26 protein-coding genes and 1 other RNA gene are annotated in these 26610 nt (G+C 64.0%); 8 read left to right on the top strand and 19 right to left on the bottom strand.

Going from position 1 to position 26610, the window contains the following annotated elements:
* Window positions 1-10: 10 nt before the first annotated feature.
* From MAFF_RS07140 to MAFF_RS07130, 3 genes are all read right to left on the bottom strand, one after another.
* Window positions 11-2548, bottom strand: a complete 2538-nt coding sequence (locus tag MAFF_RS07140) for an ATP-dependent helicase (protein WP_044548007.1) — start codon at window positions 2546-2548, stop codon at window positions 11-13.
* Between the two features lie 120 nt (window positions 2549-2668).
* Window positions 2669-2914, bottom strand: a complete 246-nt coding sequence (locus MAFF_RS07135; RefSeq protein ID WP_010910213.1) for a hypothetical protein — start codon at window positions 2912-2914, stop codon at window positions 2669-2671.
* 30 nt (window positions 2915-2944) lie between these two features.
* Window positions 2945-3751, bottom strand: a complete 807-nt coding sequence (locus MAFF_RS07130; RefSeq protein ID WP_244420733.1) for a DUF2059 domain-containing protein — start codon at window positions 3749-3751, stop codon at window positions 2945-2947.
* A gap of 184 nt (window positions 3752-3935) precedes the next feature.
* Here MAFF_RS07130 and MAFF_RS07125 point away from each other — a divergent pair, with 184 nt between their 5' ends.
* A complete protein-coding gene (locus MAFF_RS07125) occupies window positions 3936-6293 on the top strand; it encodes a glucose/quinate/shikimate family membrane-bound PQQ-dependent dehydrogenase (RefSeq protein ID WP_010910211.1) in 2358 nt (785 codons plus the stop codon).
* 138 nt (window positions 6294-6431) lie between these two features.
* Here the strand turns inward: MAFF_RS07125 and MAFF_RS07120 are convergent, their stop codons facing one another.
* Entirely contained in the window at window positions 6432-6869 is a 438-nt protein-coding gene (locus MAFF_RS07120) for a hypothetical protein (RefSeq protein ID WP_010910210.1), read from the bottom strand.
* Window positions 6870-6878: 9 nt separating this feature from the next.
* On the bottom strand, window positions 6879-7034 hold the full coding sequence (locus tag MAFF_RS39950; protein WP_080511806.1) for a hypothetical protein: 156 nt from the start codon (window positions 7032-7034) through the stop codon (window positions 6879-6881).
* Between the two features lie 280 nt (window positions 7035-7314).
* Here MAFF_RS39950 and MAFF_RS07115 point away from each other — a divergent pair, with 280 nt between their 5' ends.
* Complete coding sequence (locus MAFF_RS07115) at window positions 7315-8163, top strand: dienelactone hydrolase family protein (protein WP_010910208.1); 849 nt, start codon at window positions 7315-7317, stop codon at window positions 8161-8163.
* 9 nt (window positions 8164-8172) lie between these two features.
* On the opposite strand, the gene MAFF_RS07110 is transcribed toward MAFF_RS07115, so the two are convergent.
* Window positions 8173-9069 (bottom strand): EamA family transporter, encoded by an 897-nt coding sequence (locus MAFF_RS07110; protein WP_010910207.1) that lies wholly within the window; start codon window positions 9067-9069, stop codon window positions 8173-8175.
* Window positions 9070-9158: 89 nt separating this feature from the next.
* Here MAFF_RS07110 and MAFF_RS07105 point away from each other — a divergent pair, with 89 nt between their 5' ends.
* Complete coding sequence (locus MAFF_RS07105; RefSeq protein ID WP_080512039.1) at window positions 9159-9638, top strand: Lrp/AsnC family transcriptional regulator; 480 nt, start codon at window positions 9159-9161, stop codon at window positions 9636-9638.
* 37 nt (window positions 9639-9675) lie between these two features.
* Here the strand turns inward: MAFF_RS07105 and MAFF_RS07100 are convergent, their stop codons facing one another.
* Together MAFF_RS07100 and MAFF_RS07095 are read right to left on the bottom strand one after the other, a co-directional pair.
* Window positions 9676-9873, bottom strand: coding sequence for a hypothetical protein (locus MAFF_RS07100; RefSeq protein WP_010910205.1), 198 nt, complete (start codon window positions 9871-9873; stop codon window positions 9676-9678).
* A gap of 245 nt (window positions 9874-10118) precedes the next feature.
* Window positions 10119-10598, bottom strand: coding sequence for a thioesterase family protein (locus tag MAFF_RS07095; protein ID WP_010910204.1), 480 nt, complete (start codon window positions 10596-10598; stop codon window positions 10119-10121).
* A 102-nt stretch (window positions 10599-10700) separates the two neighbouring features.
* On the opposite strand from MAFF_RS07095, the gene MAFF_RS07090 reads away from it, so the two are divergent.
* Window positions 10701-12131 carry an FAD-binding oxidoreductase gene (locus MAFF_RS07090; protein ID WP_044548000.1) on the top strand — a complete coding sequence of 477 codons (1431 nt, stop codon included), beginning with the start codon at window positions 10701-10703 and terminating at the stop codon, window positions 12129-12131.
* 34 nt (window positions 12132-12165) lie between these two features.
* Here the strand turns inward: MAFF_RS07090 and MAFF_RS36855 are convergent, their stop codons facing one another.
* Window positions 12166-12633, bottom strand: coding sequence for an Imm26 family immunity protein (locus tag MAFF_RS36855; RefSeq protein WP_157865929.1), 468 nt, complete (start codon window positions 12631-12633; stop codon window positions 12166-12168).
* 179 nt (window positions 12634-12812) lie between these two features.
* On the opposite strand from MAFF_RS36855, the gene MAFF_RS07080 reads away from it, so the two are divergent.
* Window positions 12813-13334, top strand: coding sequence for a hypothetical protein (locus tag MAFF_RS07080; protein ID WP_010910202.1), 522 nt, complete (start codon window positions 12813-12815; stop codon window positions 13332-13334).
* A gap of 30 nt (window positions 13335-13364) precedes the next feature.
* Here MAFF_RS07080 and MAFF_RS07075 read toward each other — a convergent pair whose 3' ends face one another.
* Complete coding sequence (locus MAFF_RS07075; RefSeq protein WP_010910201.1) at window positions 13365-14351, bottom strand: Dyp-type peroxidase; 987 nt, start codon at window positions 14349-14351, stop codon at window positions 13365-13367.
* A gap of 133 nt (window positions 14352-14484) precedes the next feature.
* On the opposite strand from MAFF_RS07075, the gene MAFF_RS07070 reads away from it, so the two are divergent.
* Complete coding sequence (locus tag MAFF_RS07070) at window positions 14485-18510, top strand: AsmA family protein (protein ID WP_010910200.1); 4026 nt, start codon at window positions 14485-14487, stop codon at window positions 18508-18510.
* Between the two features lie 50 nt (window positions 18511-18560).
* On the opposite strand, the gene MAFF_RS07065 is transcribed toward MAFF_RS07070, so the two are convergent.
* From MAFF_RS07065 to MAFF_RS07055, 3 genes are all read right to left on the bottom strand, one after another.
* Window positions 18561-19448, bottom strand: coding sequence for a sigma-70 family RNA polymerase sigma factor (locus MAFF_RS07065; protein WP_044547994.1), 888 nt, complete (start codon window positions 19446-19448; stop codon window positions 18561-18563).
* Window positions 19449-19480: 32 nt separating this feature from the next.
* Window positions 19481-19786: a hypothetical protein gene (locus MAFF_RS07060; RefSeq protein WP_044547993.1), complete on the bottom strand. Its 306-nt coding sequence runs from the start codon at window positions 19784-19786 to the stop codon at window positions 19481-19483.
* Between the two features lie 122 nt (window positions 19787-19908).
* Window positions 19909-20346, bottom strand: a complete 438-nt coding sequence (locus MAFF_RS07055; RefSeq protein WP_044550590.1) for a MarR family winged helix-turn-helix transcriptional regulator — start codon at window positions 20344-20346, stop codon at window positions 19909-19911.
* A gap of 107 nt (window positions 20347-20453) precedes the next feature.
* On the opposite strand from MAFF_RS07055, the gene MAFF_RS07050 reads away from it, so the two are divergent.
* Window positions 20454-22292 (top strand): chloride channel protein, encoded by a 1839-nt coding sequence (locus tag MAFF_RS07050; RefSeq protein WP_010910196.1) that lies wholly within the window; start codon window positions 20454-20456, stop codon window positions 22290-22292.
* Here MAFF_RS07050 and MAFF_RS07045 read toward each other — a convergent pair.
* From MAFF_RS07045 to MAFF_RS07030, 4 genes are all read right to left on the bottom strand, one after another.
* Entirely contained in the window at window positions 22289-22516 is a 228-nt protein-coding gene (locus MAFF_RS07045) for a ribbon-helix-helix domain-containing protein (RefSeq protein ID WP_010910195.1), read from the bottom strand. The genes MAFF_RS07050 and MAFF_RS07045 overlap by 4 nt on opposite strands.
* A gap of 10 nt (window positions 22517-22526) precedes the next feature.
* Complete coding sequence (locus tag MAFF_RS07040) at window positions 22527-22721, bottom strand: DUF4169 family protein (protein WP_010910194.1); 195 nt, start codon at window positions 22719-22721, stop codon at window positions 22527-22529.
* Window positions 22722-22737: 16 nt separating this feature from the next.
* On the bottom strand, window positions 22738-23274 hold the full coding sequence (locus tag MAFF_RS07035) for an SspB family protein (protein WP_010910193.1): 537 nt from the start codon (window positions 23272-23274) through the stop codon (window positions 22738-22740).
* 146 nt (window positions 23275-23420) lie between these two features.
* Window positions 23421-24110, bottom strand: a complete 690-nt coding sequence (locus MAFF_RS07030; RefSeq protein ID WP_010910192.1) for a TetR/AcrR family transcriptional regulator — start codon at window positions 24108-24110, stop codon at window positions 23421-23423.
* Window positions 24111-24298: 188 nt separating this feature from the next.
* On the opposite strand from MAFF_RS07030, the gene MAFF_RS07025 reads away from it, so the two are divergent.
* Window positions 24299-25504 (top strand): multidrug effflux MFS transporter, encoded by a 1206-nt coding sequence (locus MAFF_RS07025; protein WP_010910191.1) that lies wholly within the window; start codon window positions 24299-24301, stop codon window positions 25502-25504.
* Between the two features lie 46 nt (window positions 25505-25550).
* Here MAFF_RS07025 and MAFF_RS07020 read toward each other — a convergent pair whose 3' ends face one another.
* Window positions 25551-26102, bottom strand: a complete 552-nt coding sequence (locus MAFF_RS07020; RefSeq protein ID WP_010910190.1) for an AAA family ATPase — start codon at window positions 26100-26102, stop codon at window positions 25551-25553.
* A 115-nt stretch (window positions 26103-26217) separates the two neighbouring features.
* Window positions 26218-26578, bottom strand: a transfer-messenger RNA (tmRNA) gene (ssrA, locus tag MAFF_RS37005).
* Between the last annotated feature and the right edge of the window lie 32 nt (window positions 26579-26610).

Raw genomic sequence — 26610 nt, 5'->3', positions numbered from 1 at the left:
ACCGGGCAGCTCACACCGCCGCGACGAACCCGTCCAGCACGCGTTTCTGGCCGGCCTTGTCGAAGTCGATGGTCAGCTTGTTGCCTTCTATGGCCGAGATGTTGCCGTTGCCGAATTTCTGGTGGAAGACGCGGTCGCCGACGCTGAAGGGCGAGGGCTTGTCTGCGACGGATTTGGCGACCAGTTCGCCGTCGATGGTGCGGCCCTTTACGCTGGTGCGGCCGGCGCCGTAGCCCGAGTCGGTCTCACCATAGCCGATGCGCTCGACCTGATGGCCGGAGCGCGTGCCCCAGTTGCGGTCGGTCGCTTCCGTGCGGTTGGCCTGCGCGCGCTGCCAGCCGGGTGTCGAATAGGTGTTGGAGAAGGCGCCGGATTTTTCGGTGTTGGCGCCGACATTGTCGAAGCGCGAGGCGCCGTACGGATTCTGGCGGCCGCCACGGCCGGAGGCGAAGGAGCCGCCGCCATAGGGGTTGCCGTAGCCGCCATAGGAATTGCCGCTTTCGGCGATCTCGACATGGGATTCAGGCAGTTCCTCGAGGAAGCGCGACGGGATGGTCGATTGCCAGAGCCCATGGATGAGGCGGTTGGAGACGAACCAGATATGCAGGTTCTTCTTGGCCCGGGTGAGGCCGACATAGGCGAGCCGGCGCTCTTCCTCCAGCCCGGAGCGGCCGCCTTCATCGAGCGCGCGCTGGTGGGGAAACAGGCCTTCCTCCCAGCCGGGGAGAAAAACCGTCTCGAATTCGAGGCCCTTGGCCGAATGCAGCGTCATGATCGAGACGGCGTCCTGCCCGGCATTCTGCTCGGCATCCATGACCAGCGCGACATGTTCGAGGAAGGAGCGCAGCGACTCGTACTCCTCCATCGAGCGGATCAGTTCCTTGAGGTTCTCCAGCCGTCCCGGCGCCTCGGCCGAGCGGTCGTTCTTCCACATGTCGGTGTAGCCGCTCTCCTCGAGAATGGTCTCGGCGAGCTCGGTGTGCGGCTTGGTTTCCAGCGCCTTCTGCCAGCGCTCGAAATTGGCGGCCACTTCGCGCAATGCGGCGCGCGGCTTCGGCTTCAGTTCGTCGCTTTCGGCGAGGTTGCCGGCGGCCTCCAGCATCGGGATGCGCAGGGCGCGCGCCGTGTCGTGGATCTGGCGGATGGTGGCTTCGCCCAGGCCGCGCTTCGGCACGTTGACGATGCGCTCGAAGGCGAGGTCGTCGCCGCTGTTGGCAACGACGCGGAAGAAGGCCAGCGCGTCGCGGATTTCCATGCGCTCATAGAAGCGCGGACCGCCGATGACGCGATAGTTGAGGCCGAGCGTGATGAAGCGGTCCTCGAAGGCGCGCATCTGGAAGGACGCGCGCACCAGGATAGCCATGTCGTTGAGATTATGCTTCTGGCGCTGATAGGCCTCGATGGTCTCGCCGATGGCGCGGGCTTCCTCCTCGGAATCCCAGGCGGCGTGGACATTGACCTTGCCATCCTCGGGGTCGTTGCGGTCGGTGAACAGCGTCTTGCCGAAACGGCCCTCATTGTGGGCGATGAGGTGGGAGGCAGCGCCAAGGATGTGCGCGGTCGAGCGGTAGTTGCGCTCCAGCCTTATGATGGTGGCGCCGGGAAAATCCTTGTCGAAGCGCAGGATGTTGTCGACCTCGGCGCCGCGCCAGCCATAGATGGACTGGTCGTCGTCGCCGACGCAGCAGATATTAACGGTGGCGCGGCCTTCTGCCCTCTGTGCCAGCAGGCGCAGCCACATGTACTGGGCGGTGTTGGTGTCTTGGTATTCGTCGACGAGGATGTATTTGAAGCGCCGGTGGTAGTCCTTCAGCACGTCCGGATTGGCGCGGAAGATGCGGATGGGGTGGCAGAGCAGGTCGCCGAAATCGCAGGCGTTCAGCGTCTGCAGCCGCTCCTGATAGGCCTTGTAGAGCTCGCGGCCCTTGCCGTTGGCGAAGCTGCGCGCGTCGCCCTCGGCGATATCGGCCGGGCCTTGGCCCTTGTTCTTCCAGCCGTCGATCATCTGCGCGAACTGCTTGGCCGGCCAGCGCTTGTCGTCGAGGCCCTCGGCCTGGATCAACTGCTTGATCAGCCGCACGACATCGTCGGTGTCGAGGATGGTGAAGTCGGAACGCAAGCCGGCAAGCTCGGCATGACGGCGCAAAAGCTTCACGCCGATCGAATGGAAGGTGCCGAGCCAGGGCATGCCCTCGACATTGCCTTCGCCGATCAGGATGCCGATGCGCTGCTTCATCTCGCGCGCGGCCTTGTTGGTGAAGGTCACGGCGAGGATCTGCGATGGGAAGGCCTTGCCGGTGGCAAGGATGTGGGCGATGCGGGTGGTGAGCACCCGCGTCTTGCCGGTGCCGGCGCCGGCCAGCACCAGAACCGGGCCTTCGGTGGTCTCCACCGCCAGCCTTTGTTCCGGATTCAGCCCCTTCAGATAATCGGGCGGACTGTTCTGGCCGCCGCGGGCAGCCATGGCGCGCGCGGCAATGCCCGACGGGGCCGTCGGCCGCGCATTGGGTTCGTCGAAAAAGGGCATGTCTTCGGAAAAGCCGGACATCTTCCCCCCGAATGTAGTGATTCGGCAGGGAAAGACCAGAACTGTCTACGTTTTGTTCCCGGTAAAGTGCCCGCGCGGTAAGAATGGGCTTCGGATGCGGCTCCGCGATGCGGGCAGGGCTTAACCCTTGGGACCTTGGTAGAGATACCTGATGGGCAAGAACACGAGGCTGAACAAAATTCCGGCCAGCAGACCCCAATAGAGATAAGGGTCTTGCACTCGATCAAGCACATACAGACCGCCGCCATGTCTCGGGATGATGGCTTTGCCCATCCAAAGGAAAACGACCACGACCAGCGTGCCGATGAGCATCTGTGACAGGAAGATGCCCACTAGGATGGGCGAGTATCGATTTTCGCCAGCCATTTAGCTCTCGCTCGCCCGGGATACCGTCGTTCAGGCCTTGCGGTAGCCGAGGGCGACGAAAAATCGATGGCCGAACGAGCGCGCCTCGTCCGTCATCACCGCGCCCAGGGCGACCTGCATCTGGTCGTAATAGCGGCTGCCGGCGGGTGAGGCCAGGAAGGCCTCATAGAGCTTCAGGTCGGCCATGGACATATCCCGGTAGATATAGGCTGCAGATTCCATGGCATCGTTGGCGATGTCACGGCGAAGCCCTTCGGTTTGCTTGCGCAGCAGGGCCATTACCTGGTCGTCGGGCAGGGGCTTTCCGGCCGCGCCCAGCATTTCGGAAAGCATCGCATAGCCCATGTTCAAGCCGACGGCTTCTCCGGTGTCGACGGCGCTGATATCGTCCATCATCTTCCTGTACAATGCGAGCCTGGCCGGATCCCTGGATGGAAGCTCGTCGAGGATTTTGGCGCCCCCGATCTTCTTGGCCTCCCTTGCTTGCGGTGACGAAGCCTGGATCTCCAGAGCGGTGACCCGTCTGCCCAGGGGTGAAGCATAAAACGAAGCCAGCTCGGACAGGTCCCTGGCGCTGAGCTTGTCCGCCATCCGGGCTTCGATGGCCGCCTCCATCTTCTCCGGATCAAAGGCACCTTCCATGGCGGCGGCAAGGGCATCCTGGACCTTTTGCGGCGGCGTTCCCGGCGCCGATTTGACGGCCGCGGTGAAACCCGGGCCAATGCCCATCAGCATCTCGTGAAAGCCGTTCGCGTTATTGATCTCGCCGATTGTCTGCGCCGGCGCGGCCACCGTGCCAGCAATGAGCGGGACGAGGCAGTAGAGCACAAGCGCCATGCGCGTCAGCGGCGGAAGGAATGACGGCATTTTGCTTGCTCCACGGGAAAGATGATCCATGGAGACTGCGGGAAAACCCTGACGCAAGCAAGATGGATTGCCACCTTGGCGTGTGGGCAGCTTGACAGGCGGGGCAGGCGGGAGAAAGCTGTGCGCAGGGCAGGAGCGATGCGCCGGGTTGCCCATGGCCGCGCGAGCGCGCAACAGTCGAAGGAGTATCATCTTGGCTGTCACCATCACCTCCTTCGTTCTCTTTCTCCTCGGTCTGGCGCTTGGTGGCGGTGGCATCTGGCTGGCTTCGCTGGGGGGCAGTTGGTACTACATCGTCGTCGGCCTCGCCTTCCTGATCGCCGCCTGGCTGCTCTACCGGCGCCGTTCCACGGCGCTCTGGCTCTATGCGGCGATTGTGCTCGGCACGCTGGCCTGGGCGGTCTGGGAAATCGGCTTCGACTGGTGGGAGCTCGGCCCGCGCGGCGGCATCATCGTGCTGGTCGGGCTGTGGCTGCTGACGCCGTGGGCAAGGCGGGGCCTTGCCGGGCCTGACGGGCGCGCGCCGCTGATCCTGGCCGTGCTGGCATCGCTGGCGGTGGCCGGCTATTCGATGACCGCCGACCCGAAAGGCATTGACGGCGCGCTCGACACCGACAAGGTGATTCCCAAAGCCAATCTGGGTAATGATGTGCCGGCTGGCGAGTGGCACTATTACGGACGCACGCAGTTTGGCCAACGCTATTCGCCGCTCGACCAGATCACGCCGGACAATGTCGCCAATCTGCAGCCGGCATGGACCTATCGCACCGGCGATGTGAAGGGGCCCGACGACATCGGCGAGACCACCTATCAGGTGACGCCGCTGAAGATCGGCGACACGCTCTACATCTGCACGCCGCATAATTTCGCCATCGCGGTGGACGCCGCGACCGGAAAGGAAAAATGGCGCTACGATCCCAAGATCAAGCTCGACAAGGACCGCCAGCACCAGACCTGCCGCGGCGTGTCCTACTATGCCGATACCGCCATCGCCGCCGGCCAGCCCTGCGCGACCCGCATCTACCTGCCGACCTCGGATGCGCGGCTGATCGCGCTCGACGCCGCCAGCGGTCAGGTCTGTCCGGCCTTCGCCGAGGGCGGCACGCTGAACCTTCTGACCAACATGCCCTATCCGAAATCGGGCTACTACTATTCGACCTCGGCGCCGCTGATATCAGGCAGCAAGATCATCGTCGGCGGCGCGGTCAACGACAACTATTCGACGCAGGAGCCGTCGGGGGTCATCCGCGCCTATGATGTCGGCACCGGCGCCCTGGTGTGGAAGTGGGATTCCGGCAACCCGGACCAGACGACGCCGCTGGCGGCGGGCCAGACCTATACCGCCAACTCGCCCAACATGTGGTCGACGCCGAGCGCCGACGAGAAGCTTGGGCTGCTCTATGTGCCACTCGGCAACCAGACGCCGGACCAGCTCGGCGCCGGGCGTAGCGCCAATGTCGAGAAATTCTCCTCCTCGATCGCCGCGCTCGACCTCAACACCGGGCAGTTGCGCTGGGTGCGGCAGACCGTGCACCATGACCTCTGGGACATGGACGTGCCGGCGCAGCCGAGCCTGATTGACATCACCAAGGCCGACGGCACAGTGGTGCCGGCGCTGGTCGGGCCGACCAAGCAGGGCGACCTCTATGTGCTTGACCGGCGCACCGGCGAACCGCTTGTTGCAGTCAAGGAAGTGCCGGCGCCCGGCGGCGCCGTCGAGGGCGATCACACGTCGCCGACGCAACCGGTGTCGGATCTCTCCTTCAGCCCGAAGCCGCTGACGGATGCCGACATGTGGGGCATCACCATGTTCGACCAGATGGCCTGCAGGATTGCCTTCCACAAGCTGCGCTACGAAGGCCGTTACACGCCGCCGTCGGTGCAGGGATCGCTGATCTACCCCGGCAATTTCGGAGTCTTCAACTGGGGCGGGGTGGCAGTCGATCCGGTGCGGCAGGTGATGTTCGGCATGCCGACCTATCTGGCGTTTACGTCGAGACTCGTGCCCCGCGCGGACGTACCGCCGCCGGGCGATGACACCAAGGGCAGCGAGCAGGGGCTGAACCGCAACGAGGGCGCGCCCTACGCAGTGGTGATGGGGCCGTTCCTGTCGCCTCTCGGCATTCCCTGCCAGGCGCCACCCTGGGGTTATGTCGCGGGCGCGGATCTGCGGACCGGCACCATCGCCTACAAGCATCGCAACGGTACCGTCTACGATATGACGCCGCTGCCGCTGCCGCTGAAGGTCGGCGTGCCGGGCATTGGCGGGCCGATCATCACTGCCGGCGGCGTCGCCTTCCTGGGTGCCGCGGTCGACAACTATCTGCGCGCCTATGACCTGACGTCGGGCCGGCAACTCTGGCAGGCCAGGCTGCCCGCCGGCGGCCAGTCGACGCCGATGACCTATACGGTCGCCGACGGGCGCCAGTTCGTGGTCATCGTCGCCGGCGGCCACGGCTCGGTCGGCACCAAGCCGGGGGATTATGTGATGGCTTACGCGCTGCCGAAATAGCCGTGTCGCGCTAGCCAGAAGCGGTCCTGGCGCAAGATCAGTTCACCGTTTCACGGAAACGGCGAACTGCTCTAGTCCCAAGGGAAAGCGCTGCGCGCTTTTCCCGGGAAAACCGCACACGCTTTTCCTGGAATTGCTCTAGCCGAGCCCGAGATGGCTCTTCAGGCTGGGCACCGAGCCCAGCACCTGGTTGGTCAGATCGGGGCCGGCGGCGGCTTCGGCCTGCTGGACCAACGTCTCGCCGGCCTTCTGGATCTGCGCCAGATCGAGGCCGGATGCCTTGAGGGCGGCGAGGCCGTTGACCAGCGCGCCCGCCTTTTCGCCGAGAACGCCGCCAAGCGCGCCTTGCAGCGACGACAGGAAGCCGCCACCGCCGCCGGCCGGTGCGGCGGCCATGACGTCATATTTCTGCGCCAGTGCATCGGCGCCGGGAATCCTGGCGAAGAAGGATGAGGCGCTGGTGCCTTCCGCCTCGTGCTCGAGTACCGAGAAAATGGTGCCGACGACTTTTTCGGTCGTTGCCTGGTCGAGGCCGGCCTTCTGCGAGACGGTGTTCACGATATCCTGTACGTCCATGACTTCACCTCAACCCTGGGTTTTCGTGTTTGCCGGATGACGCTGGCGGCTGCGGACCTTGACCATGGACTTCCGGTTCGCCGCCACAATGGTTGCGCGCATCGCCAGAATGGCGGCTGTGGCAGCCATGAAGGCGGTTGCCAGGATCGGCGAGGTCATGGTCATCAGTTTTCCTTTCACGTCAGGCCCTTAGGACCGCGGCCGCGTCATGGACCGGCCGGATAGTCAGTTTCCCCCACTATTGTGGCAGCGCCATCAAGATTTGTCGCCGATGACAAAATTGTGATGATGGTTGCCGCGGCTTGCCAGGGAACGGGAGCGTGACTGAGCCGTGACTGGACGATGTGAGGCTAGCCCCTATCTTGCGAACGCAAGGACACCAAAGTCGAGGAGCGCCCCCGTGACCAGATCCCCCATTGCTGACAAACCTGTCATCACGCAGGCGATGATCGATGCCTATGACGAATACACGCATCTGACGCTCGATCGCCGCCGATTCATGGAACAGCTGACCAGGCTTGCCGGATCGGGTGCCGCGGCGGCCGCGATCGCGCCGATGCTGGCGGCGAATTCCGCCCAGGCGGCGATCGTTGCCGAAAACGATGCCCGCGTGAAAGGCGAGGACATCAGCTATCCCGGCAGTGGCGGCGAGATGAAGGGCTATCTGGTTAGGCCGGCGAACCAGGCCGGCAAGCTCGGCACCGTCATCGTCATCCACGAAAACCGGGGGCTCAACCCGCATATACGCGACGTCGCCCGGCGCGTGGCGCTGGAGGGATTCGTGGCGCTGGCGCCGGATTTCCTGTCGCCGCTTGGCGGCACGCCTGATGACGAGGACAAGGCGCGCGACATGTTCACCAAACTCGATCCGGCGCAGACCGTCGCCAACGCCGTGGCGACCGTCGCTTTCCTGAAAGGTGACAAGGACGGCAACGGCAAGGTCGGCGCCATCGGCTTCTGCTGGGGCGGCGGCACCGCCAACATGCTGGCTGTCAACGCGCCCGACCTCGCTGCCAGCGTCGCCTATTACGGCATGCAGCCGAATGCCGCCGACGCGGCGAAGATCAAGGCGGCACTGCTGCTGCACTATGCCGGGCTGGACGATCGCACTAATGCCGGCATCGATGCCTTCAAGAAAGCGCTCGATGCCGCGCATGTCGAATACACGGTCTATGTCTATGAAGGCGCCAACCATGCCTTCAACAATGATACGTCGGCGGCCCGCTACGACAAGAAGGCGGCCGATCTCGCCTGGGGCAGGACGATCGCTTTCCTGAAGCAGAAGCTGGCGTAGGCGGTTTGCCTAATCGGTGCTCGCCGGCTTGTGGAAGGCAACGCCGGCGACGACCAGTGCGATCCCCAGGCAATCGCCGAGGCTTGGAATCTGGTGCAGCACGATGACGCCGATCAGCGTCGCGGTGACCGGCAGCAGCGACAGCATCAGCGCGAAACTCGAGCGCGGCAATCGCGACATGGCAAGCTGGTCGCAGATATAGGGAATGACCGAGGAGCAGATGCCGACGCCGATGGCGGCGATGAGCAGTGGCGGCGAGAAGAACGCCGGCAGCGCGTCGCTGAAGCCGATAGGCAGCACGACGATGAATGCCACCGCCATGGCGGCACCGAGGCCCGCAATGCCGTCGCCGGCGCCCGAACGGGCGACACGGTGGCCGAGCACGATGTAGCCGACGAAGAGCGCGCCGTTGAGGAAGGCCCAGAACAGGCCGACGGGATCGCTGGACCATTTGACGTCGATCAACAGCAAGGTGCCGGTGACGGCCACGGCAAGGGCAACGAGGTTGCGGGCGCTCCTGAGGCCGATCAGCGCGACGCCGATGGTGCCGACGAATTCGATTGCCGCCACCAACGAGATCGGCAAGCGGTCGAGCGCCAGGTAGAAGGAGCAGTTCATCACCGCCAGGCAGGCGCCGAAGGCCAGCAACAGCAGCCGCGTCGGGGGATCGGCGCGGGCGAAGCTTCGCCAGGGGCGCGTCAGCGGCGCGAAGATCAGTGCCGCGGTGGCGATGCGCAGCCACGCCATGCCGAGCACGCCGACATGAGGGAAAAGCAGCACGGCGAAGGCCGGGCCGAGATAGTGGAAGACGGCGCTGACGCCGAACCAGACATGCGGCGGCAGTCTTGTCGCCAGGCTGTCGAGGGCGGCAGGGCGGGCAGCGGGTGCTTGCGTCTGATCGTTCATCGGATCAGTATCGCAGGCAGTTTTTCCACTTTATATGGCGAATGGCCGGCCTCTCTCGCAATCTCATTTCCAAAGGCAAGGATTTATCCGTGAAACGCCTTCGAACTGAAAATATCGATCTCGACGCGGCCGACATGAAGATCCTGCGCCTGCTGCAAAAGGATGCGCGCGCCAGCACGGCGGAGCTGGCGCGTTCGGTCGGCCTGTCGGCGCCGAGTGTTGCCGAGCGCATCAAGCGGCTGCAGGAAAACGGCGTGATCGAGGCCTATTGCGTCAAGATCAACCCCGCCGCGCTGGGCCTGAAGCTGTCGGCATGGCTGCGCATCCGGCCGGTGCCTGGGCAATTGTCCGTGGTGGCCGAGATCATCCGCGAAACGCCTGAGATCGCGCAATGCGACCGCGTGACCGGCGAGGATTGCTTCATCGCGCTCGCGCATGTCGGCTCGGTAGCCGAACTCGAACGGGTAATCGACCGGATCATTCCCTATGCGATGACGAATACGGCCATCATCCAGTCGTCACCGGTGGTGGCGCGCTCGCCGCTGGCGGCGGTGAAGCGGTCGCCGTGAACTGCGTGATTTGATCTTCGCGAGCCGTTTCGCCAGGCTACGCGTGGCCGCGCTTCAGGCGGGCGCGCTTCAAGATGCTGCGCCAGCGGATCATGTCGAACGGGATCGGCTCGTTGTTGTTGGCGATGTGGAAGATCTCGTTGTCGACGTTCTTGAGCGAACGCCAGAAATCATAGTCCGTGATGCGCGGATCAGCGGCCAGCCTGTCCACCTCGATCTTGATGTCGGTTTTCATGCACGTCCCTCGAACCGGCTTCGCCCCGCCGTCCGTAAAACAACCCAGTGCGGACGTTTTCGACCGCTCCGCTGAGTCGTTCAACGGCTCAATTGGCTTGTTCCCGTTAAAACCTCGGTAAGGTTAATGCGGGTGCCGGGCGGCATCAAGCACTGGCGCCGGCCGATTTGAGGGTTCCGCGATTTTGGCTTGCCGGTGTGGCTTTGAGGTCCCGTCACTCTGTTCGGAGCGGTGTCGGCTTCGCCCTATTTGCGTTTGATACCGATCGAACGGCCGGCCCGCTCGGGCATCGGCAGCACTGAATGGGCGGCGCGCATGGCTTCGACCTTGGCCATCACATCGGCGGGGAAGGGCGCGACCTTCGGCCCCGACATGTCGACATGCAGCGACAGCGTCTCGGAGGTGGCGGCGAGCCAGCCGTCGATATGGCGGATTTCCTGGTAGGCCCTGAGCCGCTTCTCGTCATGGTCGATGAGCTGGAAGGACACCTGGACCTTGTGGTCCAGATGCAGTTCCTGGACGTAGCAGACATGGACTTCGGCGGTGTAGATGGTGAGACGGCGCTGTTTCACATAGTCCAGCCCCATGCCCATCGCCTCGAAGGCCTCGTCCGAGCAGCGGTCGAACAGCACGTTGTAATAGGCCATGTTGAGATGGCCGTTGTAGTCGATCCAGTCCTTCTCGATGTCCATGGGCTTGGAGACGAAGGGGGCGGGGATGGACATGGAAACTTCCTTGTTCTGGTGCTGGACACGGCCTGGTGGGTGAGACTACGCATCCATAATCGCATAACAAGCGTGGACGCTGGTCCATTCGCGGAGGAATTCATGGCTCTGAGCGACCTCAATCCGGTCGAACGCAATGAGGAAGGCATCGCGGCGGTGCTCGGCATCCTCAAGCAGCAGCTGGGCGAGCGCTTTCAGACCGGCCAGGCGATCCGCGCCCAGCATGCGCACACCACCACCTATATACCGACCCAGGCGCCAGATGGTGTCGCTTTCCCCGAGACGACCGCCGAGGTGCAGGAGATCGTGCGCGCCTGCGCCGCGCATCGCGTGCCGGTGATCGCCTTTGGCGTCGGCTCCTCGCTGGAAGGCCACACCAACGCGCCCGGCGGCGGCATCTCGGTCGATACATCGCGCATGAACCGCATCCTTGCGGTCAATCCGCAGGATCTCGACTGCACGGTCGAACCCGGCGTGACGCGCGAGGACCTGAACCGTCATCTGCGCGACACCGGCCTGTTCTTCCCGATCGATCCTGGCGCCAATGCCTCGCTCGGCGGCATGGCGGCGACGCGGGCGTCCGGCACCAATGCGGTGCGCTACGGCACCATGCGCGAGAACGTGCTGTCGCTGACGGCCGTCATGGCCGACGGCGAGACAGTGACGACCGGCAAGCGGGCGAAAAAGAGCTCGGCCGGCTACGATCTGACGCGGCTGCTGGTCGGCTCGGAAGGCACGCTCGGCATCATCACCTCGCTGACGCTGAAGCTGCAAGGCATTCCGCAGGCGATCTCGGGCGGCGTCTGCCCGTTTCCAAGTGTCGAGGCGGCCTGCAACGCCGTCATCGCGACGATCCAGATGGGCATTCCGGTGGCGCGCATCGAGCTGGTCAACGCGCTGCAGATGCGGGCGATGAAGAATTATTCCAAGCTCGATTATCCCGAGAGCCCGTGCCTGTTCGTCGAGTTCCACGGCAGCGATGCCGGCGTGGCCGAACAGGCCGAGACCTTTGGCATGATTGCCGAGGAAAATGGCGGCGGGCCGTTCCTGTGGACCAGCGTCGCCGAGGAACGCACCAAACTGTGGAAGGCCAGGCACGATGCCTACTGGGCCTCGCTGACGCTGCGGCCGGGCGCCAAGGGCCTGTCGACCGATGTCTGCGTGCCGATCTCGCGCTTTGCCGAATGCGTCACCGAGACCGAGGCCGATATCGCCGAAATGGGCTTGATCGCGCCGATCGTCGGCCATGCCGGCGACGGCAATTTCCACGTGCTGGTGCTGATGGATGTCAACGACCCCAAGGAGATCGCGCTGTCGGAGAAATTCGTCGCGCGGCTCAACCTGCGGGCGATCGCCATGGACGGCACCTGCACCGGCGAGCATGGCATCGGCCAGGGCAAGATCGGCTTCCTGCGGCCCGAACTCGGCCACGGTGTCGATATCATGCGTTCCATCAAGCAGGCGCTCGACCCGCAAAACATCATGAATCCCGGCAAGATATTGCCGGCTGTGGGGTGGATCGGTCGAGGTTAGAAAATTGGCAGGTGCGCAAGCCAACTACCCGCATTTACGGTCTGTCCGCCAGTAGCTCGCTCAAACTGATTTCGACAAACTCCGCACCCATCAGTCCATCTTCAGCGAGGCCTGTTGGGATCACAGGTCTCCGTTCTCTGGTTCCCAGGACGATATCGTCGTCTGAATATCGGACGATCGTGTCTGGCAAGATGTGTAGCGCGTCGTGATGGATGAATTCTGGGATAGGCCAATCGGCCCGGTTCCAGCCGCCCATCTCTCCAAAGATCTCCCACTTGCCGTCTATGAGATGTAGATCGCCAAATCGCCCGACGAGAACAGCTTCACTCGGCAGAAGATCGCTCGCGGCTATATCCGCCGAAAACATTTTCGGCCCGAAAAAGTAGCCCAGAAGTATTCGTCCTCGCGGGGCCATTCTCGCCACCACTCCGCTCGCAAAGCCTCCATCGGGCAGGGGAATCCGAAAGACCGAGCCCTCGCGATATGGCAGCCGTTTCGCCAATTTCGATCTCCCAGTCATTTGATCGCTACCGAGTTAGTCCACTGTCGTGGATCGCCAGCAGACAATTTTTCGGCTGAGGCCGCAACCAATAGCTCGTCTTGACCGCGCCACCATTCGGGTCGAGGCTCCTTCCGCGGCAAGCCTGACAAGTCAGGCGTTGCCAGCGGAGGAGAACTGTCATGGCCATTTCACGCAAGGAAGAAGCCCGCGCGCTGAGCGCCGACGAAAAGGAACTGGTGGAGAGATCACACCATCCGGCGGTGCAGGAGCTTTCCGATGCCGACCTTTCCGGCTTGGTCAAGCTGCTGCGCGAGCGGCGCGACAAGGCGCAGACCGAAGCACACCGCCGCCGGCGTGAAATACGCGGCAAGGGCGCGCCGAAACGGGCTGCCGCCTCAAAGGCCGATAGTGGTTCGCAGGTGAAACTGGCGGTGCTGGCCATGGCGATGCGGCGGCTGAATGGCGAGGCCGAACGGCGACGCCAGCTGGCGGCTCGCATTTCGCTGGTCGGGAATGCACGCAAGGCGCTGGCCATGAAGCAAAGTGCGCCGGCGGACGGTCCCGCACACAATTCACGCACGGCTCACAAGGGCATGCGGGCCGTGACCAACGAGCGGGCGCCGAAGCTGGTGCGGCCGGCGGAACTCGGCCGGCAGCGCAAGGCGGGCAAGGTGGCGCAAGCCAAGCGCGACGCACGCTGATCCCTGCGATAAGGGCTGTCGGCAGCCGCTTTACCGTGCTGCGGGAAGCTGCTGCTGCACGCCCTCGACAAGGGCCTGCAGCATTGGGCGGGTTGGCGCGAAGAATGTCGTGCCGGTCTGCGGTGTCGAGACATCGAGCAGGCGGTCGTAGGCGCCCGGCGGATCGCCGACATACATGCGCTGCAGCATCTTTTCGGTGACCCAGAGATACCTGGAATAGCCGATGAAGTAGGTGCCGAACTCATTCTGCCCGGGCCTGCCGAACGGCATGTTGTCGCGCAATATGTCGTATTCGTTGCCGTCGGCATCCTCGATGGTGGCCAGCGACTTGTGCGATTTGCGCGGCGCGTCGTCATCATCGATTTCGATGTTGTCGATCTTGGTGCGGCCGATGATAGCCTCCTGCTCGGGCGTTGGAATGCGCGCCCAGGCCTGCATGTCGTGCAGATATTTCTGGACGACGACATAGGAGCCGCCGGCAAAGTCGCCATCCTCGTCGCCGACCAGCGCCGAGGCCGGCAGGTCGAGGCCGGTCGGGTTAGCGGTGCCGTCGATGAAGCCGAGCAGGTCGCGGGCGTCGAAATAGCGAAAGCCCGTCACTTCGTCGACGACGTTCACATCAGGGCCAAACCGGTCGAGCAGGATACGCTCGAACTCGAAGCACATGTCTGATCGTTCGGCCCGGATGTGGAAGAGAAGGTCGCCCGGCGTCGATGGCGCCGAATGGACCGCGCCTTTGATCGGCGCGAACGGTTTCAGTTCCAGCGGCCGCCGGCCGGGGCTGAGGCGATCCCAGAGGTCGCGGCCGATGCCGGCAATGCACGACAGGCGGCCGCCAAGGTCGCGAAAGCCGACAGTCTTGACCAGATCATCAAGCTCGCCGAGCACGGAACAAACCTTGGCAAGGGCCGGTTGTTCGCCGGCGACGGTGACGACAAGAAAAATCGCCGATTGCGAAAGCGGCGCATCGACGCTCTGCGCGTCGATCGGCACGCGGTCCCAGTTCTTGCCTGACATCTGAAAAATCTCCGCTTTTGCCGGATTTGTTTCAGATCGCCCGGGATGACGCAATACTGGATGAATTGCCTCTTTATCGACACGCGGATGCAGGTAGAGTGCGGCAGAATTTCAATCAACCTGTTCGGAGCTGATGCTCGCACGCCTGTTCGTGATCTTCGGTGGCCTGTTCGTGCTGGTGCTGTGCGCGGCGCTGGTGGTCCCGTACTTTGTGGACTGGACCGGCTACCGCGCCGAGTTCGAGCGCGAGGCAAGCGCCATCCTTGGCCGCAAGGTGACCGTGCAGGGCGACGCCACGGCAAGGCTGCTGCCATTTCCCTCGGTGACCTTCTCCAACGTTGCCGTGGCCGGTGGCCCCAATGGCCAGCCGGCCATGACCGTCGAGACGTTTTCGATGGATGCGGAACTGGCGCCCTTCCTGCGCGGAGAGGTGCTGATCTTCGACATGCGGCTGGTGCATCCGAAGGCGACCATCGATATTGCCAATGACGGCACCGTCGACTGGGCTATGCGGCCGTCCTCGCCCTTCGACCTCAACCAGATCTCGATCGAGAAGCTGACGGTGACGGAGGGGCAGATCGAACTGCGCCACGCCGCCGGCGGACGCAGCCATATCTTCTCCGAGATCAATTCGACCATTTCGGCCAAGTCGCTGGCCGGCCCGTGGCGCCTGGATGGCACGTTGCGGCTCGACGGATTGCGCACCACGGTCGCGGCATCGACCGGCAAGGCCGAAGGCAATGGCCAGATGCGGCTGCGGCTGAAGGCCGATCCCGACGCCTATCCGCTGGTCATCGAAACCGACGGCAATGCCGGCATCGTCAAAGGTGCTGCCGTCTATTCCGGCCAGTTCAAGATCTCCGGCGCCGATAAGAATTCAGCTCAATTGCGCGGCACCGATGGCGAGACGGTGAAGGTCAGCGCCGGCAAGCCTGATCCCGGCTTTCGCCTGAACGGCAAGTTCTCGCTCGACCACCAGAAGCTTGGCGTCGACGAATTCCGCTTCGAGACCGGGCCGCTGGACAATCCCTACACCGCCGATGGCAAGGCTTCTGTCGATCTCGGCCAGAAGCCGAACTTCGCCATCGAGGCCAATGGCGCGCAGGTGCAGTTCGACGAGGCGGTGGGCGCAGAGGCCGGCGCCGGCCTGACGCTCGACCAGCGCATTGCCGGGCTGGAGCAGGCGCTGCTGGCACTGCCGAAGCCGACCATCCCCGGCACCGTCGAGGTCAAGCTGCCGGCGGTGGTGGCCGGCGACACCACGGTGCGTGACGTGCATCTGTCCGCCGAGCCGGCCGAGGGCGGCTGGGCGGTGAAATCGCTCGCCGCGACCTTGCCCGGACGCACCACGCTGGAAGCTGACGGCATGCTCAGCGTCGAGGGTCACTTCGGCTTCAGCGGCTCGCTGCTGCTGGCCGTGGCGCAGCCTTCCGGTTTTGCTGCCTGGCTGTCGAAAGATGTCGACGAGGCGATCCGCCGTCTGCCCGCCGCCGGCTTCAAGGCCAAGGTCGATCTGACGGAAAAGCGTCAGGCCTTCAGCGATCTCGAGCTGATCCTGGGCAAGGCGAAATTCTCCGGCCGCATCGATTCCAGCCAGCCTGACGAAGCCCGACCAGCGGTGCTGATGCGGCTCGAAGGCGGTGAACTCGACGTCGACGGGCTGGCGGCCTTCGCCTCGATTTTCGTCAGCGACAAGGGCGCCAACCGCTTTGCCGACCGCGATCTCGATTTCCAGATCAAGGCCGGGCCGGTCAGCGCCGGCGGGCTGACCGCCGACACCGTCGATACCGCGCTCAGGCTGCGCGACGGCTTGCTTGAAGTCGACCGGCTGTCGGTCGGCGGATTGGCCGGCGCCTCGATCAGTGCCACGGGCCGGATCAAGGATTTTCCGGCGAGCCCGACCGGCAAGCTCGACGCATCGGTTGTCGCTGTGGACCTCAAGCCGCTGATCGACGTCGCCGCGCAGCATTATCCGGACAATGCGGTGCTGAAGGGGCTGGCGAGCCGTGCTGCCGCCTATCCGGACCTGTTCCAGGACGCACGCGTCGACCTCGTGGCAAGTGCCGCCGACAATGGCGATGGCACGACGGGCCTGGCGGTGAGCGGGCAGGGCAAGGCCGGCGGCTCGGCCTTTTCGGCTTCGCTGTCGGGCAAGGGCGCGCCGGACAAGCTTCTCGAGGCGCCGGTGACACTGACCTTCAACGCCAAAAACCCCGACGCGACCGCGCTGCTGGCGCTTTACGGCCTGCCTGCGCTGCCGCTCGGCATGCTGGGCGAGGCAACCACCGACATTCAGGCCAAAGGCACATTGGGCGGCGGGTTGGCGACGACTTTCAGCCTTGCCGGCAATGACTTCAAGGCCAGTTTCGAGGGAACCGTCGCGGACACCCCGCAAGGCCCCACCGCCAAGGGCAAGATCAACCTCGATGCCGCCGACATCGAACCGTGGCTGATGACATCAGGCATTGGCCTGCCGGGCATGGGGGCAGGCATGTCGACATCGCTCTCGGCGCAGAGCGACTACGGCAACGGGCTGCTGGTGCTGAACAATGTCAGCGGCGCGATCAACGAGGCGGCGGTGTCCGGCGACGTCAACATCGACGTCAAGGACGGCGTGCCACATCTGGCCGGCGCGCTGGCACTCGACGAGCTCGACCTCGATCCGATGGCCGTGGCGCTGTTCGGCGATTCCGCTTTCCTTGCCGACAAAAATGCAGCCGACAAGAGCGCGAGCGACAAGAGCGGCGCCTGGCCGGCAGCCCCCTTCAGCCAGAAGTCCAGCCTGCCGTTCACCGCCGATCTCGACCTGACGACGGCGGCCCTGGCAGCGGGACCGCTCGCCACCGCCTATGACGCCGCTTTTTCGCTGAAGCTCGACCAGGAAGGCATCCGCGTTTCGGACCTGAAGGCAAAACTCCTTGGCGGGGCGTTGACCGGCCTGTTCGAGCTGAAGAACAATGAGGGCACTGGGCTTTTCAGCGGCCAGATGAAGCTTGCGGGCGCCGATCTGGCGAACGTGCTGCCGGATGCCGGCATTGGCGGCGTCGGCGATTTCTCGACGACGCTGTCGACCAGCGGCAAGTCGGTCGATGCGATGATCGCCGCCCTCTCGGGTTCCGGCACTGCGGCGCTCAAGGGTTTGCAGGTCGCGGGCGTCAATCCCGACGCGTTCAGCGCTTTGCTGGCCAAGGCCGATGCGATCGGGCGCGACATCGACGCGGCCAAGACCGCCGATTTCGCGCCCGGGATCGCCGCCGATGGCAATTTCCCCGCCGGCAATGCCGACATCGCCTTCACGATTGCGGGCGGTACGCTGAGGGCGCCGCCGATCAGTCTCGAAAACCCGGCGGCGACTTTGTCCGCCGATGTCACTGCCGATCTCAACACCAGCACGGTTTCCGCCAAGGGCGCCATCACCTACCGGCCCGGCGACGAGGCACTGGTCGGCTCCGAGCCGGCCGTCAATTTCATCGCCCAGGGGCCGTTCGGCGCCCTCAAGCGGCAGTTCGACAGCGAGCCTTTGGCGCAGTTCCTGACCCAGCGCGCGCTGGAGAAGGAACAGCAGCGCGTCGAGGCGATGCAGGCGGCGTTGCTCGAAAAGCAGCGGCTGCGGCGCGAGGTGCGCTACTACGCGGCCCTGCAGGACGCGCGCGACAAGGCCGCCGAGGAACTGCGCCAGCAGGAAGAGGCGGCGCGGTTGAAAGCCGAGGCGGACGCCAAGGCGAAAGCGGAGGCTGAGGCCCAGGCGCAGGCCGAAGCGGAGGCCAAAGCCCAGGCTGAGGCAGAAGCAAAGGCGAAAGCCGATGCGGAGGCGAAGGCTGAAGCGGAGGCCAAGGCGAAGGCCGACGCTGAAGCGAAAGCCAAGGCTGATGCCGAAGCCAAGGCGAAAGCCGATGCCGATGCCAAGGCCGCGGCCGAGCAGCAGGCCGCCGACGAAGTGGCCAAGGCGCAGGCCGAGCAGGAACGCCAGAAGGCGGAAGAGGCGATGCGCATCGCTTCACAGGAAAAGGCCAGGCTCGAAGCCGAGCGCAGGGCCGCTGAACAGGCGCCCAGGGTCGAGCCTGCGCCGTTGCCGCAAGCCAATGACAACCCGCCGCCGCCAGCCAAGCCGAAGTCCAATCCGTTCACGATCGACAATTTGTTGAAGTCGTTGCAGTAGCAATAGGGCAGTAGGGCAGTAGGGCGAAGCCTTCGCGTCCCGAAATCGTTTCAAAGAGCGTGCATATCGGCGCTGTCAGCGACGTAGCGGGCGTGGCGGAAATCGCCGATGGCGGCAAGCCTGCCGTCGTGCCAGGCCAGCACGATGAAATAAGCGGGTCGCGTCGCCGGGTCGTTGAGATCGTGCACGAGGATCGCCGGCCTGTTTTCAACGAAGCCGGGCACGAGATGCCAATCCTGCGCCCGGGAATAGTTGCCGAAATAGGTGCCGACTTCCTCGCGGCCGTTCAGCCGTGTCTTGGCCACCAGTTCCAGCCGCACCTCTTCAGCCAGCATGTCGCGCACCGCGTCGAAATCACGGGCATTAAAGCGATCGATATAGGCGTTGAGCAACTGACGTTCCGCGGCGCCCAGTCTTGGAAGAGGGCGGTCGTGGGGTTCGTTGGCAATCTGGCGCAGCCGGTCGCGGCCGCGATGCAGCGCGGCCTTGACCGCGGGAATGCTGGTATCGAGCATGGCGCTGATCTCCTGCAAGGAGTAGCCCAGAACGTCCATCATGATGACGCTGCTTCGCTGCGTGACGGGAAGGCGCATGAAGGTATGGAGCCCCGCAGAAGCGGCCTGGCGATCGATGGTGGGATTCGCCGGGTCGACGATCATGTCCAGATCCTCGTCGGAATAGGCCTGTTCGCGGGCGCGGCGGCGCAGGAAATCGAGCGCCGCATTGTGTGCGATGCGAAACAACCAGCCTTCAGGATTGGCGATCGGGCCGGCACCGGGCAAGGCCTCGATCGCCTTGGCCAGCGTCTCCTGCAACACATCCTCGCCATCGAAGACCGAGCCGGTCATGCGGGCACAGTAGCGGTGCAGCTTGGGGCGCAATTCCGCAAACAGGCGCTCGAAGAGCCCATGCTGCCCGCCAGAAATAGGAATGTTCATGAGCCTCCGTTCTGCGACCTCATCTGCCTGGATCACGCATCCAGCATCCGGTAGCTGCCTATCACGGCCATCTCGTCGCGTTGCGGAGGTTCGCTGCAGCGATCCCCGAAGCCGCGTTGAAAGGCCTTGAATGTGGCCAGGCCGGTGATGCTATCAGAATGCGCATCGGTCTGCGTTTCGACCAGGTGGATGAATGTCCCATCGGCGGCGCGCAACGTCATGTAGCGGACGCCGTCCGGCGATTTGTCGCGCAATTCCTGGAAAACGGCCTGGATCAGCCGCTCGTTCTCGTCGGCTCGTTCGGGCTTCATCTTGTAGCGTATCAGTTGGCGTTTCATCGCTGGTCTTCCTCTCGATTGCCTTGCGCCTTTTGAGCCTCTCATCGCCTAGACGATGCCGGGAAGCCAAAAGATGCGGGCGCCCGAAAATAAAGGTGCCATCCAGCGCAGGATGCCGAGGGTCACTCCCGGCCATGATCGAGCAAGCGCCTCAGCATGGGTTCGATGCGCGAAAGCTCGTCGAGATGCGCCGCCGACAGCTCGGCCAGGCAATCATCGGCGCGCTCGGTCAGCCGCAGCAGCACCCGGCGATGGTCGTCCTTGTCCTGGTCGCGCACGACCAATCCGGCGTCGCCCAGGCGATTGACCAGTTCGACGGCGCTGTGATGGCGGATGCGCAGGCGCTCCGCCAGATCGCCGACCGTCACCGGTCCGCCGCCCGGATAGCCCTTGATCGCCAGCAAGGCCTGATGCTGGCGCGGTGTCAGGCCGGCGTCTTCCGCCTGCAACTGACTGAATTCGAGGAACCGCCTGATCAGATAGCGGAACTCGGACAGCCGCTGATAGTCGGCCAGTTCGATGGCGGGGCGAGATTTCCTGGGCTGCGTCATTCCAGACATTTGTTCCATTCCGGCTAAAGGCTCAAACGGTTTTGCTGCAAAACCGGCTTGAATTTATATCGTGTTACGATACATAGCGAGCCGAAAAGCCCGCCGGCATCTCCGCCATGCCGCACATTCGAGATCCGGCCGCCGCCAGAAAGCCCGCCATGAAGCCCTCCGAAAACAGCCATCTCAGCGATTTCACCACCGACGCGCGGGTGCTGACCATTGCCACCATAGCCGTGGTGGTCGCCACGGCGGGGCTGTTCGCCGGCATTGCGCTTTTGAAACTGATCCGGCTTGCCACCAACATTGCCTATTTCGGCCAGTTCACGCTCGCCGAGCTGAAATTGCAGGACACGCCGCTTGGGCTTGCAGCGGTGGTGGTGCCGGTCATCGGCGCACTGATCATCGGCCTGATGGCGCGCTACGGCAGCGAGAAGATCCGCGGCCATGGCATTCCCGAGGCGATCGAGGCGATCCTGCTCGGGCGTTCACGGCTCGGCGCCAAGGTGGCGATCCTGAAGCCGCTGTCGTCGGCGATCTCTATCGGCTCCGGCGGACCGTTCGGCGCCGAAGGGCCGATCATCATGACCGGCGGCGCCATCGGCTCGCTGATCGCAAAGATGCTGCCGGTCAGCGACAATGAACGCAAGACGCTGCTGGTGGCGGGGGCCGCGGCCGGCATGACCACCGTGTTCGGCACGCCGATCGCGGCCATCATGCTGGCGGTGGAACTGCTGCTGTTCGAATGGACGCCGCGCTCCTTCATTCCCGTGGCGGTTGCCGCGATCATTGCCGAGGTCGAGCGCACCGCGCTGCATCTGCCAGGGCCGATCTTTCCGTTTCAGGGCGGCATGGCGGTCTCGTTCACCGGACTTGGCGGCTGGGTTCTGGTCGGTATCTGCGCCGGCCTGCTGTCGGGGCTGCTCACCCAGATGGTCTATGCCTGCGAGGACGCTTTCCAGAAACTGCCCATCCATTGGATGTGGTGGCCGATGATCGGCGGCCTGGTGGTCGGCATCGGCGGGCTGATCGAGCCACGGGCGCTCGGCGTCGGTTACGACAACATCGCCGACATGCTGGATGGCCGCACGGTCGCGACCGCCGCGCTGCTGCTGTTGGTGATCAAGGCTATCATCTGGTCGGTGGCGCTCGGTTCGGGAACTTCCGGCGGCGTGCTGGCGCCGCTGCTGATCATGGGGGGCGCAATGGGGGCGGTGCTCGCCGGCATCCTGCCAGCGGCGGATCCGGGCTTCTGGGCGCTGCTTGCAATGTCGGCGACCATGGGCGGCACGATGCGGGCGCCGCTGACGGCGACGTTCTTTGCGGTGGAACTGACCGGCAACACGCATGTGCTGGTGCCGCTGATCGCGGCCTGTGCTGCGGCGCATGCCGTCACCGTGCTGCTGATGAAGCGGTCGATCCTGACCGAGAAGATCGCCAGGCGAGGGCACCACCTCGTGCGCGAATACCGCGTCGACCCGTTCGCGCTGACCAGGGTGCGCGAGGTGATGACGGCGCAGGTCGAGAGCGTGCCGGCGACGATGACGCTGCACGGCGCCGCCGCCTTCCTGACCGCGCCGGAAACCCGGCATCCGAGCTTCCCGGTCATCGACGAGAACAGGCGGGTGCTCGGCCTCATCGATCCACCGGCGATCCTGCGCTGGCGCCGTGCCGGCAAGCACAGGACGACGAGGCTCAGTGACCTGCTTGCCGGAAGCAAGGTGACGCTTGCCTATCCCGACGAATATCTCGAAGGCCTCTCCGACAAGCTGTTGATGGCCAATGTCTCGCATCTGCCGGTCGTGACCCGCGAAAGCCTGCAACTGGTCGGCTATGCCGGCTGGAAGGATCTGATGCGCGTGCGGTCGAGAAAACAGGCCGAGGAACGCGACCATTCGACCTTGCTTGGCTTCGGCACCAGGCGCGGGAAAAAGGCGGACGCGGTCGAGGGCGTCTAGTCCAAGCTGGCTCCGCGCTTCGCCCATTCCAGCACATGCAGCCGCAGCGCCGAGGATAGGTTGGTGTCGCGGGGCCGTTTCTCATCGACTTCGGCGACAAGCGCGGCCAGCGTCAGCTTTCTCGCCGCGGCGATGGCGACGAGGTCGTCATAGAAGGGCTTTTCGAGGGAATAGCTGGTGCGATGGCCGCGAATGGTCACTGAGCGCTTTTCGACGACGCTCACGGCCGGAGACTCACTGCTCGTCCTTGCCGGACGGGTCGAGGCGATGGCCGGCGACAAATTTCTCAGCCTTGTCGGCATTCAGCCGGTCGCGGTGCTTCTCCGCCTTGGAACGGCCATGCAGGGCCCGGTTCTGCTCGGCGACGCGCGTCTTCTCGTCCCGCGCCTTCTGCTTGCGAGCCTGGCGGAGATTGACGATGTCGGCCATGGCGCGGACCGCGAACCTATTTCTTGCGGAAGGCGTCGAGCGAAACCACTTCGGCGCCCTTGGCGCCGGCCTCGGTCGCGGCGGGCTTCTTCTCCGGCTCGGCGGCAGCCTTTTTCTCGGCTTTCGGCTTCTTCTCGGAGACGATGGTCAACGGCTCTGACGCGGGCTGGGCCGGTTCCTCTTCAGGCTGCGCATCGGTCTTGACGTCGAACTCAAGCTCGAAATTGACCGAGGGATCGTAGAAGCCACGCACGGCCGAGAATGGGATTTCCAGTTTCTCCGGCACGTCGGAGAAGGACAGGCCAACCTCGAAGCCGGTGTCGGTCACCTTGAGGTCCCAGTACTGGAACTGGATGACGATGGTCATCTGCTCGGGATAGCGCTCGCGCAGACGCGACGAGACGCGCACGCCGGGCGCGCCGGTCAGGAAGGTGATGAAGAAATGATGGTTGCCGGGGAGGCCGGTGCGTGCGACCTCGGCCAGGACCTTGCGCATGACGCCGCGCAACGCCTCCTGGGCCAGAATGTCGTAGCGGATGTGGTCGTCGGCCATGTGGTGGTCGGGTTCCGTTGAATCGTCCGCATAGCTGTAATCAAGCTTGAGCGCGGCGTAAACCTGATATAGCCCACCGTCGCGTCGAAGCGAGGACTATTGCCGACGATTTGATCGGCAAGGCGGCTTACCGGCAACCGCAAATGTTATGCGTTAGCCAGCGCAATGTGCTTTTTGACGCTGCCCGGGGCAGGGCGCTTGCCGAAAGCGCGCAGGAAGGTGCGCACGCCATTCGTCGCCGATCGCACCACTTCGTCCTCGCGCGGCGTGCCGCCGAGCATGAAGGTGGTCTGCAGTTCGGCGTTGACCAGGCCGAAGAACTGGCGCGCCGCGACGTCGGGGTCGTCGATCGTCAGGTAACCGCCATAGGCGAGGCGGGCGAAGCGGGCGGCGATCGCAGGCAACGTCGTGCCCGGACCCTGTTCGCGCCATTCGGCAAACAGTTCGGGGTAGCGCTCGCCTTCGGTCTGGATCAGCTTGCGCAGGAATTTTCCGTCGCGGTTGCAGATGCAGTTCTGGTTCAGGCGCACGGCAAAGCCGATCAAATCCGCTTCGAGATCACCGGGCTGGTCAGGGAAGGTGGCAATGGTGGCGAAGATGCCGACATTGCAGCGATCGGTGAGGTCGCGCACCACGGCCATGAAGAGCTTTTCCTTGTCGCCATGGTGGTTGTAGACGGTCTGGCGCGAGACGCCGGCCTCCGCGGCGATCAGGTCGATATTGGCGCCGGCGAAGCCCTCGCGGCAGAACACGCCAGCGGCGGCGTCGACGATCGACAGGCGCTTGGCCTCATGGCCGCGTGGCGGGAAAATGTCAGGAGAAACGCTCGCTCTCATGAAAATCTATATAGAGGTGATTGACGATTTAGACAAGACTGTCTAAATTTGTGGACATGCGATAAAGAGATTTCGCGCCCGGGACGATCAGAATTCGCTGCTGGAGTGTCGGAACCTCACGGGATGGAACGTCCTTGGGTTAGACGTCGCCTGGCGGCGGCAACCAGAATTCGAAAGAAGCCAATATCATGAGTCCCAAATTCCTCCGCATCGCGGTCGTGCTCGGCCTGTTGTCCGCCATCGGCCCCTTCGCAATCGACATGTATCTTCCCGCTTTGCCGTCGATCGGCGCGGATCTGCACGCCGGCACCGCCGCTGTGCAGATGAGCCTGCTGATCTTCTTCCTGTCGATGGGTTTCGGCCAGATCGTCGTCGGGCCGATCTCCGACATGGTCGGCCGCAAGCTGCCGCTCTATGGCGGGCTTGGGCTGTTTATGGTCGGTGGCATCGGTTCGGCCATGGCGCCGACCATCGAGTGGCTGATCGCCTTCCGCTTCCTGCAGGGCCTTGGCGCCAGCGCCGGTATGGCGGTGCCTCGCGCCATCGTGCGTGACCTGCACACCGGCAATGAGGCGGCCAAGCTGATGTCCTTGCTGATGCTGGTGTTCTCGGTGTCGCCGATCCTGGCGCCGCTGACCGGCAGCCAGATCATCGAGAATTTCGGCTGGCGCGCCGTGTTCTGGACGGTGACTGGTGCGGCAGCCCTTGCCACCATCCTGCTCGCCACCTCGCTCAAGGAGACGCGACCGGCTGAAGAACGCGTCGGTTCCTCCTTCGGCACCGCGCTTGCCGGCTACCGCTTCCTGATGGGTGACCGCAACTTCCTTGGCCTGGTGGCGATCGCCGGCTTCGGCATTGCGAGCTTCTTCGTCTATCTGTCGAGTTCGTCCTTCATCCTGATCGACCACTACGGGCTGTCGCCTTCGGTCTACAGCGTGTTCTTCTCGATCAACGCGGTGGCCTTTATTGGCATGTCGCAGCTGACGGGCCTGCTGGCCGAGCGTTTTGGGCTGCGGCGCGTGGTGCGTGTCGCTGTGACCGGCTACGCCTCGACGATGGTGGTGCTGCTCGCGATCATGGCGACGGGCGTCGATCGGCTCGACGTGATGGCAGCCCTGCTGTTCGTTGGTTATGGCTTCCTTGGCCTGGTCATTCCGACCACCTCGGTGCTGGCCATGGAAGAGCATGGCGAGATCGCCGGCACGGCCTCGGCGCTGATGGGCACGCTGCACTTCGCCATCGGCGCGCTCGCCATGGGCGTCGCCGGCGTGTTCTTCGACGGCACGCCGCTGCCGATGGTCGCCGGCATTACGCTCTGCGCAGTGATTTCCTTCACGCTGGCCAAGGTCACGCTCGGCCGTTCGCGCGAGGCGGTGGAAGCGCCGGCGGAGTAGGCACTGCTCGCAAGCGCATGAAAAGGCCGGGTTTTCCCGGCCTTTTTTAATTCAACCCTGCGTCGGCCAATACGAAACGCAGCCTTGTCTCGACCGGCGCCAGGGGCAGCGGAACCAGCTCGTAACCCAGCTCCGTATAGATTTCGGCCAACGCATGATAAGTGCACTTGGCCTCGTCTGGCGTCTGCTTGCGCTCCTCATCCTGCGCGAAAATGTCAGGCCAGGGCGGAGCGATGAACACGCGCGGATTGTAGCGGAAGCGCTTGGCGGCGGTACTGACGTGGTCCGCCACGGGCAGGCCGCTCAGCCTGAGATAGCCGAGCGTTTCCGGCACGCCGCGATCGAAGAAGACCGGTCCCTTCTGTTCGACCGCGTTCTGATATGAGCGCATCTCCCAGGACAGCATGAGTTCGGCGAACAGTGTGCGGTCGCTCCAGGGCAGGGCGGTTCCGCCTATCGAGGACTGGTCGCGGACGATGCCACGCCCGGCTACGACTGAAGTCGCGAAGCCTGCCCGACGCAGGGCTGCGATCAAAGTGGTCTTGCCGGAGCCCGGGCCACCGGTCAGCACGAAGACTCGATCGAAATCGTTTTGCATTTCTTGGCCTGGAGAAAGAGACACGCGATGCGGCGGCTTCGCGGCCAAAGGCCGTGCGCAGTCCGGACGGCAAAAAAGGCCGCGGTTGCGCGTGACATGGATTGAGGGAGGGAGAAGTGGAGGTTTCTGTTGCCAGGTACCTCCGAACCCCGCCTAGAAGTGCGAACCCCTAGGGCTTGATTTGAAGCTATCGCACTGCATTAAGCAGCGAGACGTGCTTCCGCATAGTTGTCGTTGGCAACTATAAGTTTAGCCCGATGACGGTGGTACAATGCCGGGCAAAAGTACGATCTTTACACCTTCGTCGATCCTATTTCGCCCCCAGCAAAAACCGCTCTGTCGTCAACAGCGGCTTTTGGTGGAGGCGCCGGGTACCGCCCCCGGGTCCGAACGGCTTATTTCATCGCCCATTTATCGCCATAGTCGGTCAAGCCGACAAAACGAATATAGGGGGCGTTGCGTGGAAATGAAAGGCCGCAATGGTGCTTTGTCCCTGTGTCAAATTGCG

The sequence above is a fragment of the Mesorhizobium japonicum MAFF 303099 genome (assembly GCF_000009625.1).
GTDB lineage: Bacteria > Pseudomonadota > Alphaproteobacteria > Rhizobiales > Rhizobiaceae > Mesorhizobium > Mesorhizobium japonicum.
Note: the sequence above shows the minus strand (reverse complement) of the source record. Positions and strands in the feature narration are given on the sequence as shown.